The sequence below is a fragment of the Singulisphaera chitinilytica genome (assembly GCF_049331405.1).
GTDB lineage: Bacteria > Planctomycetota > Planctomycetia > Isosphaerales > Isosphaeraceae > PoT.
Genome location: NZ_CP186274.1, coordinates 3,571,324 through 3,584,226 on the forward strand (window position 1 = coordinate 3,571,324; position 12,903 = coordinate 3,584,226).

Consider the following 12,903-nt stretch of genomic DNA (forward strand, 5'->3'; position numbering starts at 1 on the left):
ATCGCCCCGCCGGTTGGTCGCACACGCGACGGACCTTACGTCGATCCCGAGAATCCGTCAAGGCGAACCGGCAAAGGCTTGCACAGCCCGAGGCCCGGCAGTCAATGGACGCTGACCTCATCGCCGGCCACGGATCTTTTCATGAACAATACCAGGGGGATCGAGAGGGCCATCATGACCCAGAAGATCCAGAAGACGTCGAGGTAGGCGAGGACTCTCGACTGCTCGTGGACCATCTGCGAGATCATCGCATAGGCATCCTGACGGCCTACGTCCGAAGTGACACCGCCGCGGACCTGGCGCAAGGCCGACAACTGCCGGACCATCTCCTCCACCTTCGGATTCGTCGCACGAATGTGCTCGACGAGCCGGCTCTGGTGGAACTGGCTCCGACGATCGACCATGGTCGTGGCGATCGCGATCCCGAGGCTCCCCCCTTCATTTCGGAGCAGGTTGAACAGGCCCGTGGCGTTATTCGTCTGATCCTTGGACAGATAGAGATAGGCCGAGTTGTTCAAGGGGACGAACAGCAACCCGACCCCGAGCATCTGAAGGCACCTCGGGGCTAGCAAGGCATAAGGCGATGCAAAGAGGTTGAGGTGAGCCGTCCAGTAACTCGACACCGCGACGATCAAGAGCCCGATGGGGATGAGGTATCGGGCATCGACTTTCTTCCCGAGCAGGAAGCCGACGATCGGCATCATCGCCATCGTGAAGAATGCCGACGGCGAGAGGATCAGGCCTGCGCGGGTGGCGTCGTATCCCATCAATTCCTGGAGCATCTGCGGCAGGTTGGCGTTGCTGCCGTACAAGACCGCGAAAGTCAGGAATATGAGGATGCCGCTGATGAGGAAATTGCGTTCTCCGAGGAGTCGCAGGTTGATGATGGGGTTGGGATGCCGCAACTCCCAGATGACGAGCAGAATCAGGGCGACGACCGTGACGATCGTGGCCGTGAGGATCATGTCGGACCCGAACCAGTCTTTCTCCTGCCCCTTGGCGTAGATCACCTCGAGCGAGCCGAAGCCCAGGGCGACCAGGCCGAGCCCGATCCCGTCGATTTTCGGAGGATTTGCGCGGTTGGCGCGTCGGGCCGCGTCCATCTCAGGCGGATCCTTCACGACGATGTTCGTCAGAAAGAGCGAGAGGATTCCGATCGGTATGTTGATATAAAAGATCCAGCGCCAGGAATAATTGTCGGTGATCCACCCGCCCAGCGTGGGACCCAGGATCGGCGCGACGACCACTGCGACGCCATAAATCGCCATGGCCATCCCGCGCTGCTGCGCCGGGAAGGTGTCGACCAGGATGCCTTGCTCGGAAGGCTGCAAGCCGCCGCCGCCGATCCCCTGGAGGATGCGGAAGAAGATGAGCAGCTCGAGATTCGGGGCGGCTCCGCAGAGGGCCGAGCTCACCGTGAACAGGAAGACGCAACTCATGTAGTAGCGCTTCCGGCCTACGAGCCCGATGAGCCATCCAGACGCGGGCAGGACGACCGCGTTGGCGACGAGGTAGCTCGTGAGCACCCAGGTGCTCTGGCTCCGACCCGCCCCGAGTCCGCCGGCGATATGGGGAAGCGCGACGTTCGCGATCGACGTGTCGAGCACTTCCATGAAGGTGGCGAGCGTCACCGTGAGCGCGATGAACCACGGATTGATGGTTCGCGTCGCGTTTGCGCCCGCGTTCGCGGTCATCGAGGCCATGTGGTATCCCGTTGGCCATCCAGCCGGGCCTGTCGACCCACGCTCGCGGGGCCAGCTCCGAGGTCCGGTAGCGCGTTCTGCCCATCCACTCGAAGTCGCTTGCCCGCGTTGGGTCCCGTGGGACGATCTTTGATCCGGACGTGAGGGACCACCGAGAGCCCGGCGAATAAGGGCGTATCCTTGGGATTGGGCTGCGTCAGCTCGATGCGAATGGGCAGTCGTTGCACCACCTTGACGTAGTTCCCGGTCGCGTTTTCCGGGGGCAGAAGGGACGAAGCAAGGCCCGTCCCCGAGCGGAATCCCGCGACGCGACCTCGGAAGATGTGGCGCGGGTAAGCATCCACAAACAGTTCGACAGGTTGGCCGATGCGAATATCTTTGAGCTGGGTTTCCTTGAAGTTCGCGTCGATCCAGACATAATCCGGTCGGACCGAGAGCAAGCTCTGCCCCGGCTCGACCCGGTTGCCGGGATGGACCGAGCGATCCTCGACGTAGCCCGAGATTTCGGAGCGTACCTCCGTGTATCGCAATTTCCTCCTGGCATCATCGAGTTGCCGCTGCGACTGGGTGACCGAGGCCCTGGCCACCTGGACCGCCGGGGCCTTCTCGACGAGTATGGCCTGGGCCTCCTCGATTCCCCGGCTCGAGTCGAGCCCGATCAGCTTCTCATAAGCGGCGCCTTGTTCGAGGTCCTGCGAGTCGAACGCGATTCCGACCTGTGCCAGAGCCGACGAGATCTCCGACACGGCCGACTGGACGGTCGACTGCTTCTGTTCGAGGTCCTTGGGAAGGTCGAGAGGGTTCTGCGTATTAGGCAGCAGACCCAATGAGACGCGCGTTTCCTGGATTGCCGCCCAGGCCTCTTTGACCTGCTCCCTGGCGACGTCGAGCGTATTGTTGCGCTGGTCGAGTTCCGACTGCGATGCCGACCCCTTGCCGACGAGATTCGCGAGGCGTTGATGATCGACCTCGGCCAGGCGGAGGCTCGATTCACGCGCCCGGAGCGTCGCCACCTCGGCCTGCAACGCGGCGACCTGGCGACGGAGTTGCTCTTGCGCATTCTTGCGGCGGAAGAAGTTGCCCCGGGCCTGCGCGAGCTGAGACTTCACCTGCGCGTGGGCGTCGGCCAGCCTCGAGCGGCTCACTTGCACGGTCGCCTCGGCCTGGGCGACGGCGATCTCATAGGGCTCGGGGTCGAGCTTGAAGAGGAGCGTCCCCGGCTCGACGCGGTCGTTCTGGTCGACGAACACGCCCGTCACGAGTCCTTCGATGCGGGGGCTTACATTGGTGAGGTGGCTGGAGACGAAGGCGTCGTCGGTGGAGACCGTGTCGAGGGCCTCGCGGATCATCGGCCAGGAATATCTGCCGACCACGGCCAAGATGGAGATGACTGCAACTGATATTAATACGATTTTGATCCGACGACGTGATTTCTTCTTCGGCTTGGGGTTGGCTGGATGCCCCTGGTCGGAGAGGCGGGTGCCGCTCGGATCCATCACGACCTGGGAGTCGACCGGACGATCCACGGGCTCCCCGGCCGCATAGATCGGGCCGTCCGGCGGCGATATCGGCCACGCGCCGTCGGAGATTTGACTCGTGGCCGTGGTCGAATAACCGTCCGACGCAAAACTCGATGTTGCCATCAGATCTCTCGCTTGCGAGGAGTCGTGCGCGAACCCGACTCACCCACAGAGATATGGGCTCGATTGGGATGAAACAACCGCCCTCGGTCAGGAGAGGGTTTATTAGCAGGAAGTGCAAACCTGATGCCGTTTCGAGGGATGCCGCGGGATATGGACAGGAAGGAAGATGATGACTTCTGGGAATCAAGCGGGCGAAGGGAGCGGGTGCGGATCGATCTGTCGTGTCCGCACCCTCGAAGCCAAGAGATCGAAATGTCGGAGGGTTTAGCTGATCAGGCTTCGCAATGTTTTGATGTGGCCCGGGATCGCCTTGATCGGATCTTCGGCAGCCTCGTACTCGAGGACGACGTAACCGGAGTAGCGGGCGTCGCGCAGGATCGAGACGACCTTGGAGAGGTCGGCTAGTTCCTTCGGCTTGCCTTGCCGGCTGATCTCGGTCTTCACCTGCACGTTGACGGCGTAGGGGGCCAGCTCGGCGAGGTCGGCATAAGGGTCGGCGCCGTGGAAGTTGCCGGTGTCGAGGTTGACCCCGAAGTTCGGCGCGTCGACGGCCTTGACGAGTTTCAGGAGCTGGGCGGGGGTCGCGGTGATCCCGCCGTGATTCTCGAGGGCCAGGGTCACGCCCTTCTCGGCCGCGTAGGGGAGCGATGCCTTGATGCCGTCGATCGCGCGATCGACGGCCTTCGCCTCGTCGTCTCCCTTGGCGATGTTACCGGCGAAGATCCGGATGACCGGGGCATCGAGCTCGGCCGCGCGGTCGACCCAGGTGCGGACGAGGGCGAGATTCTTCTCGCGTTCGGGGCCGTCGGGGAGGCAGAAGTTGTTGCCGACGGAGGTCCCCGAGATGTCGAGGCCGAGCTTGAACGCGTGCTGCTTGAGCCGGTGCAGGTCGTCGGTCGTAACGTCGGCCGGGAAGTAGTACGACGTCAACTCCACGCCATCGAGGCCGAGGTCGGCCGCGAGCTCGACGAAGTCGAAGAGGTTCATCTTCGGGGGCTTCTTGCCCTGGAGCTGGTCGCGGAACGAGTAGGCGGCGAGGCTCAGCTTGAGGTGGCTCGGCCTGACTCGCCCGATCGGCTCGATTGCCCGCCCGACTCGGGGCAGGAGCCAGGGGCTGGAGGCTGCGGCGATGGTTGCGGTGCGGAGGAAGGCGCGACGCGTCGAAGACATCGTGTGGGTTCCCACCATCTTGGTTGTCAAGCCGTCAGGAATGGCCTCGACCCGGCATCTTAGCGCATCGGTCCGGGTTCCGCCACAGAGCGATTGCCTCCGATTCGAATGCCAATCGGCCCGGCCTGCACGCTGGCAGCCCGGGCCGATCGTTAGGTTGACTGGGAGAATGGTGCGGTCGGAGCGTCAGTCGTCGAGCTCGGAGAGGAGCTCGTTCAACTCGCGGTCCATATGAGCATAGTTGGGAGCGATCTCGCTGGTCGAGCTCAAGCGCGAAGGCATCTCGACGAGGTCAGCGAAGGGATTCACCTCGACCTCAGGCTCGCGTCGCGAGCTGGTCCCGTTGCGCTCGGTCTGAGTGCGGGATCGCAGGTAGAGCTTGATGGGGATGTCGTGGAACGGGAGTTTCTCCCGGAACGAGTTGAGCAAGTAGCGCTGGTACGTCGCGTCGAAGAGGGACGCACTGTTGACGAAGAGGACGATCGTCGGCGGCCCCGAGCTGACCTGCGTGGCGTAGTAGATGCGAGCGTTGCGGCCATCGCGGGCGGCCGGGGGATGGGCATCGACAGTCTCGCGGAGCACCCGGTTCATGGTGCCGGTGCTGATGCGCTTCTGGGCCTGCTTGTGCATCGACTGCGACAGGTTCAGAAGCGCCTTGACGTTCCTGCCGGTCTTGGCCGTGATGAACGCGAGCGGCATGTATGACATCGAGCGGAAGGCGTGCTGCACGATGTGGGCATACTTGCCCATCATCCCCTGGAGGGCCCCCTCGGCGTCGTGGGTCATCAGGTCCCACTTGTTCACCACGAAGATGCAGGGCTTGTACTGCTTGGCGATGTAGTCCGCCATCTGCTTGTCGAGCCGGCTGATCCCCTGGGTCGGGTCGAGGAAGAGCAGGACGACGTCGGCCCGGCGGATCGAGCGCTCGGCACGGTGGACCGAGTAGAAGTCGAGGTTGTCGCGGATCTTGGCCTTCCGCTTGACGCCGGCCGTGTCGATGGCGATGAACGGGAGGCCGTCGAGCTCGAAGCGGACGTCGACCGAGTCTCGCGTCGTGCCGGGGATCTCGGAGACGATCATCCGCTCGGCCTGGGAGAGCGTGTTGATGAACGTCGACTTGCCCGTGTTGGGACGCCCCACTACGGCAATCTTCATCGCCGAGTCGTTCGGCTTGTGGGTATCTCCCTTGGGCAGACGTTCCTCGATCAGGCTCTGCAGCAGCTTCTTGTTGCGGTTCTGCTGGGTCGAGACGGCGACGGGCTTCCCTCGCCCGAGCTTGTAGAACTCACCCCCGCGGTGGTCGAACTCCGGCGTGTCCGCCTTGTTCATGACGAGGATGACGGGCGTGTGCAGGTAGCGCAGGCGCTGGGCGACCTCCTGGTCGAGCGGCATCAATCCGTCGCGGATGTCCACGACGAAGAGGATGACGTCCGCCTCGGTCAGCGCGGTGTCAATCTGGCGGTCGACGTGGTCGGACAGGTCGTCGCGATCCACCATTCCAATGCCGCCGGTATCGATGATTTCGAAAAAGTGCGCATCTTCTTCATCGTCGCCGATCTGGGCCAGGGCCCCGACCCGGTCGCGCGTGACGCCCGAGATGTCGTCGACGATCGCGATCCTTCGGCCTGATATCCAGTTCAGGAGCGACGATTTGCCAACGTTGGGTCGGCCAACGATGACCACTTTGGGCATAGGCATGGGTGCACGACTACCTTTCGCCAACCGCCTTGGCCAGGCCCGCGGTCCTCGGACGCACGGAATGAATAAGAAGATTAATGATGCCTGGTGGCCTCGGCCTCGCCTTGACGTTCTGCGATCGAACTGCAGCCCTGCACCATGACCCTCAATTATAGGAAACACCAGGCTCCCGACAAATTCGGATTCGAACTTTCAACGGCCGGAATCGAGAAAAAAAGAGGTCCATTGACGTCCTAAGGTCATTCTCACGCCCAAATCGCGGCAAGTCCTACGACCGAACGGCTCGGAACGTTCGGTAAAATCTCGCGAGATGCGCCTTGCTATCTTCTTTTCGATACGGGATCTGCAATATTCTTCGAAAGCCTAGTCCGGCATCCACATTGACATGCTTGCGTGTGATCTATCATGTTCTTGTGAATTAAGCAGGATCAGGCACAGCATTACGACGGTCTAGTGCGTGGATAACGCGAGAATAGGTAACGAGTGCGCGGACTCGGAAAAATGAAGACGCGCGGAATTGCCCTCCGTGGGGGATTCCGTGACGAGGTAAGATCGAGGCTAACGAGATCGAATCGGGCGCGGCTGGAGGTCCACTGGTTCGCGCCTGAGACCTAGACAGGTCCTGGTCAATGACGACGGAACGAGTCGAGTCGGGTGCGGGTTTCAGCGTCCTCGATGGGGTCGCCATGATTCTGGGGGCGGCGGTGGCCGCGGTCCACATTCGCGGGGTGATCCGGGAGGAGATGACGGGGCTGGTCCTCATCGTCATCTGGGGGACGTTCGCCTGGGTGGCCCTGACGGCCTCGGGCCCATTCCTCCTGCTCGTCCGCGGGTTCGCGCGGCCGGTATCCGGCTATCCCAGGGTAGGGGATGTCCTCTGGGCCTTACTCGGCTTACCCTGGTTGGCGACGTCGGTCCTGCGCTCGATGTTTCCCCGGGTCGGCCCCGAGCGATTCGACTTCATCAGCGCGGCCTTGAGCATCGGGATCGCATCGGTCTGTTTCATCAGCCTGGGCACGATCTGGACGACCTGGGTCATGGTCCCGCCCGACCAGGCGTCTAAGACGGCCTTAACACCCTGGACGAATCGCCTGGGCTTCATCCTCGCAGTTGCCTGGCCGGTCCAGTGCGGAGTCGGCATGGTCGTGGTGGGCTGAAGCTTCTGGGCGACGAGGCCTTTTCCAAGGAACGCCATGAATCCGGGGACCAATCGGAGGACGTTCCACCTCCTCGACCTCGTGGGGCTCGTCGTAGGATACAGCCTGGCGTCCTTGCTCGCCCGCGCCGTCTGGAGGTCGTCCGATACCGATGATGGGATCGGCCTGATCCTCCTGGGGATTGCCTACCTCTGGACGGGCTTTGCGATGAGCGGCCCCATTTTGCTCACGAAGCGGCCGAGCCCATCGAGCGGCGATGAACCGGGAGCCGTCCCCCATCCTCGATCCTGGGCCGAAACGGCCTGGCTCATCATCGGGTTCTACTGGATCGGGCTCACGATCCTGATCGTGCCGGTGCGGTTGCACCAGTCCAGGATCCTCAATTCGGTCTTCCTGGGGCTCTTTCCGATCGTGGGGGCGCTCTTCATTAGGTTTTTCGGGACCAAGCCGGCAAGCCTCATGAATGCGGCGCATCCTTGGACTCACCACGCCGCGGTGGGCCTTCTCTGGACCTGGCCGCTGGCCTGGATTGCCCTGATCTTGCTGGGCAAGAATCTATTGTAACGCCTTATCGCTCCTGGCGTTTCGAAAAAGACGACGCCCGCAGCAGTCACACCCTGAGGTGATTGCGGCGGGCGCCCAGTCTTCGTCGGTGAGTCGAAGGCTTAGTCGTTCTTGGCAACGTCGCGGTTGACCTCGTCGGGCGGGACCCAGTCGGCCGGGACGCCCGCCTCGCTGCGAAGCTGGCTCATCCACTCGTCGGTCCGCTGCCGGAGATACTCGGTCTGTGCTTCATTCCGGTAGCGGAAGTATTCGCCGTTGGGGGAGTAGAGGGCGGCGAAGGAGGCCGGGATCCGCGTCTCAAGGGTCAGCACGTAATACGTCGTCTGCGGCTCGTTCGGGGCGACAGCCACCGTGCCGGGTTCGAGGCCGAAGTAGGCGTCGCGGAACGCCTTGCCGGGCATCGTCACCTGCGGGATCGGTGTCTCGGTCGGCGGGCCGGTCTGGAAATACTGGCCCGGGATCGGATAGCCGGGCTGGAGCTTGGTGAGCGGGGCCGTCGTGAGGACTGAGTAGCCCTCGAACTTGTCGCCGGTGACCTTGCCGCCCGCCTTGCGAATCTGCTCGGCGATCTCGTTTGCGGCCTTCTCGGCGAGGGGGCGGGCCTTGTCCAGCTTCCAGTCGGCCACGACCTGGGATCGGACCTCGTCCAGCGAAGGCACGCGCGGAGGATTGTCTTCAAGTTTGCGGACGAGGTAGCGGCGCCCTTCCTTGTCCGTGAGCTCGACCGGCTCGTAAAGGTTCGCCTTGGGGTCGAAGAGCTCGGCGGCGAACTTGCGACCGCCGCTCATCCGGGTCAGGCCGACCTCGGCGTTGGAGACTTCCCCATAGTGCTCGGCCTGCTCCAGCGAGAGCTTCGGAGTGATCTCGTGATAGAGCTCCGCCTTCTTGGCAACGTCCTTGAGGTCGGTCGGCTTGGGGAGCTTGGCCGAGATCGTCTGGCCTTGCTTCTTGGCGTCTTCGATGTCGTCGAGCACCTTGTAGTACTCGTCGAAGAACTTATCCATGTAGTCGTCTTTGATTTCCGTGAACTTGGCGACGATCAGGGCCTGGGCCTTCTCCTCGGCGAGCGAGGTGGACAGGAAGGAGCTGACCTCGCTGAACGGAAGGAGCTGCGGCGGCGTCAGTTCCGGATGCCCGAGGAAGATCTCGTCCGGGAATTCGGAAGGCCTTTTGAACTCCGTCTTCCGATTTTCGTAGTAAGACAGCAGCTCCGCTTCCTTGATCTGGTCCTTGAATCCCTTCATCAGGGCGTTGCCATCGACCGAGAGGATTTCGGCGACGACCTGTCGCGGCACCTTGAAGCCGGGGGTCTTGGACTCTGGGTTGGGCAGGACTTCCTTGAACTTGTCGTAGAAGGCCTGCACTTCCGCCTGTGTCGGCTCGGGCACCTTGGCGAGGAACGAGTCGACCGGCAGGGTCACGAGCCGAGCCGAGACGCGTTCGTTCTGGTCGCGGTAGGCCTGGAAGACGTCGAGAGGCGTCACGACCGGCTCCCCGAGGAGCTGTCGGACGTTGACGATCCGGACCTGGCTGGCGATATCGCTGAGGACCTGCTCGCCGCTGATGCGGTTGCCGAACCGGCTGAGCGTGGCCTCGAACAGCGTGCGGTTCATCATGCCGCCCGTCGCCTGCTTGAGCCACTCCCGGCCCACTTCGGGGCCCTTGGGCATGTGCAGCCTGTCGGCCTCATGCTGTAGGATGATGGCGTCGACGATGGATCGGGTGTTGACGTCGCCGAAGAGGGGGCGTCCCGTGAGGGCAGCCATGAACATGTTGGCGTTATTGCGCTGGACGAACATCTCTTCGATGTCGCTGCGATACCACTTCTTCTTGTAGAGTTCGACCACGAAGGGATTCTGCTTCCCCCCCACGGCTCCGGCCGGGCTCAGGAGCCGGGGCAGGGTGTCGGCGAGCACGAAGCCGAACATCGCCATGATGGCGAAGATCGCGAGCAATTTCCGCTGATGGCGACGAAAGACGGCGAACGGCATGGAGATCCTCAACGTGCTTCAAAAACAGGCCGGCAGGGTGCGGAGGACTCAACCTCCCCCTTGACACGCCACGATACCCTAGCTATTTGAAGGGCGCAGGCTTTTCACGAAAGGCCCAATCCGTAGTCTACCAGGATTCGTACCCAGGGCAATCGCAAACAGGACTCTCAGCCCAGGCGCTGTCGTCGACCCCGGGTCGTGCGGGGCATCGACGGAAGACCTGAAATGGCAGAAGGATAGGAAGACACCGTGGCTCGCAAGTCCGCAAAGACGACCACCAAATCGGCCGCATCTCCCGACACCAAGACCACCAAGCGTGCGTCCCCCAAGAAGGCGGCCAAGCCCAAGGAGGCGGCCAAGCCCAAGGGGACGACCAAGCGTGCGGCGGCCTCGAGTGCGGGGTCGGGCAAGGCCCTGGTGATCGTCGAGAGCCCGAAGAAGGCCAAGTCGATCAACAAGTTCCTCGGCTCGGGATATGTCGTGAAGGCGAGCATGGGGCACGTCCGCGACCTGCCCGAGCGCAAGCTCGGCCTCGACGTCGAACATGGGTACGTCCCTTCATATGAAATTATGAAGGGTAAAAAGGACACCGTGGGCGAGCTGAAGCGAGAGGCGGCCAAGGCCGAGATCGTCTACCTCGCGACCGACCCCGACCGCGAGGGGGAGGCCATCGCCTGGCACCTCCAGGAGGCGCTCGAGCTGCCCGACGAGCGGGTCCGCCGCGTGATGTTTCACGAGATCACCGAGCGTGCCGTGAAGGAAGCCTTCCAGCACGTCGGCCCGATCAACATGGACATGGTCAACGCCCAGCAGGCCCGCCGGTTCCTCGACCGGTTCGTGGGCTATCAGCTCAGCCCCTTGCTCTGGAGCAAGGTCGCCCGGCACCTGAGCGCCGGCCGCGTGCAGTCGGTGGCCGTCCGCCTGATCGCCGACCGCGAGAAGGAAATCCGCGCCTTCGTCTCCGAGGAATACTGGAAGATCACCGCGACCCTGAGCCCCAAGGGCTCGAAGGAGGAGGGCGATCAGTTCCAGGCGCTCCTGACCGACTGGAAGGGGGCGAAGTTCGAGGTCAACAACGAGGAAGCCGCCAGGACCATCCGCGACGCCCTCGCGGGGGAGGTCTACAAGGTCGCGAGCGTCGAGGAGGTCGAGAAGCTCGACAAGGCCGATGCCCCGTTCAAGACCTCGACGCTCCAGCAGCAGGGTGCGATCCGGCTCCGGTTCTCGGGCAAGCGGACCATGAAGGTGGCCCAGGAGCTCTATGAAGGTATCGACGTCGACGGCTCCGGCCCGGTCGGCCTTATCACCTACATGAGAACGGACAGCCTTCGCGTCTCCGAGGAGGCCCTCACCTCGGTCCGCGACATGATCAAGGCCGACTACGGCGATCGCTACCTCCCCGCCAAGCCGATCCGCTACGCGGCCGGCAAGCAGGCGCAGGAGGCCCACGAGGCGATCCGGCCGACCGACCTCAGCCTCTCGCCCGAGAAGGTCAAGGGAAAGCTCTCGATCGATCAGTACAAGCTGTATCAACTGATCTATCGACGCTTCGTGGCGAGCCAGATGACGGCCGCCGTCTTCGCGGTCACCAACGTCGTGATCCATGCCGGCGAGGGGGTCTTCAAGACCCAGGGCAAGATCCTCAAGTTCGACGGCTATCGCCGAGTATTGCCCCCGGCCGGGAAGCAAGAGGACGCGTTGCTGCCGCCGCTCCAGCCGGAGCAGGTCCTCGACCTGCACGACCTGAACCCGACGCAGCACTTCACGCAGCCTCCGCCGCGGTTCACCGAAGCGACGCTCATCAAGGCGCTCGAAAAGGAGAACATCGGCCGGCCGAGTACGTATGCCCCGATCATCCAGACGATCCAGGCGAGACTCTACGTCGAGCAGAAGGAGCGCCGGTTCCACGCGACCGACCTCGGCATGCTCGTCACCGACCTCTTGGTGGAGCACTTCCCCAAGATCATGGATCTGAAGTTCACGGCCCACATGGAGGATGAACTCGACGAGATCGCCAGCGCCAAGGAAGAGATGGTGAAGGTCCTCGACGAGTTCTATCACCCCTTCCAGGAAGCCCTGAGCCTCGCATCGAGCCAGATGCAGAAGGTCCAGGTCCTCTCCTCGGAGAAGTGCGACGTCTGCGGCGCCCCGATGGTGGTGAAGTTCAGCAAGTCGGGCCAGTTCCTCGGGTGCTCCAAGTACCCGGAGTGCAAGGCCACGCGTCGGATGGACGGTCAGCCCAGGTCGACGGCGGTCGAGACCGAGCACAAGTGCCCGAAGTGCGGCAAGCCGTTGATGCTCAGGGAGAGCAAGCGAGGCCCGTTCCTCTCGTGCTCGGGGTATCCCTCGTGCAAGGAGGCGTTCAACCTCGACGCGGAAGGCAAGCCCGTCCCGTCGGTGGTCGAGACCGAGCACGTCTGCGAGAAGTGCGGCAAGCCGATGGCCCTTCGCCAGGGCTCCCGAGGCAACTTCCTGGGCTGCACGGGCTATCCCAAGTGCCGCAACACGCAGCCGGTCGACGACCAGGGCAAGCCCGTGGCCCAGGTCAAGGTCGAGGTCAAGTGCGAGAAGTGCGGCGGCCCTATGGGCGTCAAGCAAGGCCGTCGAGGAGCTTTCCTCGGTTGCTTGAATTACCCGAAGTGCCGCAGTACCCAGCCGATCCCGGATGAGCTGAAGGAACAGCTCGGCGAAACGGCGGCGGCGACCTCGGCGGCGAAGGACGACCTGAAGTCGATCCAGGTCGAGGAGACCTGCGAGAACTGCGGCAGCTCGATGACGGTCCGCGAAGGCCGTCGCGGCTACTTCCTCGGCTGCTCGAACTACCCCAAGTGCAAGGGGACCAAGGAGCCGGGCGAGGCCACGCAGGAGAAGATCGCCGCCGTGACCGGCCGCTGATTTCTCGCTGAGTTACCGATGGCACAACGGTCCCGCTCCGACGACATGCCCTGTCGGAGCGGGATTCTTTGTTGGGTTCGAC

The 12,903-nt window shown here is 63.1% G+C and carries 8 protein-coding genes; 3 read left to right on the forward strand and 5 right to left on the reverse strand.

The genetic code is table 11. The features are described 5' to 3' along the window. Nucleotides 1-101: 101 nt before the first annotated feature. The 4 genes from ACOYYX_RS14440 to der form a co-directional block, all read right to left on the reverse strand. A complete protein-coding gene (locus tag ACOYYX_RS14440) occupies nt 102-1,703 on the reverse strand; it encodes a DHA2 family efflux MFS transporter permease subunit (RefSeq protein WP_422930605.1) in 1,602 nt (533 codons plus the stop codon). After that, nucleotides 1,691-3,346, reverse strand: a complete 1,656-nt coding sequence (locus tag ACOYYX_RS14445; protein WP_422930606.1) for an HlyD family secretion protein — start codon at nt 3,344-3,346, stop codon at nt 1,691-1,693. Before ACOYYX_RS14445 ends, ACOYYX_RS14440 begins: the two co-directional genes overlap by 13 nt. Nucleotides 3,347-3,610: 264 nt before the next feature. After that, nucleotides 3,611-4,516, reverse strand: a complete 906-nt coding sequence (locus tag ACOYYX_RS14450; protein WP_422930607.1) for a sugar phosphate isomerase/epimerase family protein — start codon at nt 4,514-4,516, stop codon at nt 3,611-3,613. A gap of 186 nt (nt 4,517-4,702) precedes the next feature. Continuing rightward, nucleotides 4,703-6,214: a ribosome biogenesis GTPase Der gene (gene der / locus ACOYYX_RS14455; protein ID WP_422930608.1), complete on the reverse strand. Its 1,512-nt coding sequence runs from the start codon at nt 6,212-6,214 to the stop codon at nt 4,703-4,705. Between the two features lie 629 nt (nt 6,215-6,843). On the opposite strand from der, the gene ACOYYX_RS14460 reads away from it, so the two are divergent. After that, nucleotides 6,844-7,371 carry a hypothetical protein gene (locus ACOYYX_RS14460; RefSeq protein ID WP_422930609.1) on the forward strand — a complete coding sequence of 176 codons (528 nt, stop codon included), beginning with the start codon at nt 6,844-6,846 and terminating at the stop codon, nt 7,369-7,371. Between the two features lie 36 nt (nt 7,372-7,407). Continuing rightward, complete coding sequence (locus ACOYYX_RS14465; RefSeq protein WP_422930610.1) at nt 7,408-7,935, forward strand: hypothetical protein; 528 nt, start codon at nt 7,408-7,410, stop codon at nt 7,933-7,935. A gap of 101 nt (nt 7,936-8,036) precedes the next feature. On the opposite strand, the gene ACOYYX_RS14470 is transcribed toward ACOYYX_RS14465, so the two are convergent. Then, nucleotides 8,037-9,926 carry a hypothetical protein gene (locus tag ACOYYX_RS14470; protein WP_422930611.1) on the reverse strand — a complete coding sequence of 630 codons (1,890 nt, stop codon included), beginning with the start codon at nt 9,924-9,926 and terminating at the stop codon, nt 8,037-8,039. A 249-nt stretch (nt 9,927-10,175) separates the two neighbouring features. Here ACOYYX_RS14470 and topA point away from each other — a divergent pair, with 249 nt between their 5' ends. Further along, nucleotides 10,176-12,821, forward strand: coding sequence for a type I DNA topoisomerase (gene topA, locus ACOYYX_RS14475; protein ID WP_422930612.1), 2,646 nt, complete (start codon nt 10,176-10,178; stop codon nt 12,819-12,821). The last annotated feature ends 82 nt before the right edge of the window (nt 12,822-12,903 follow it).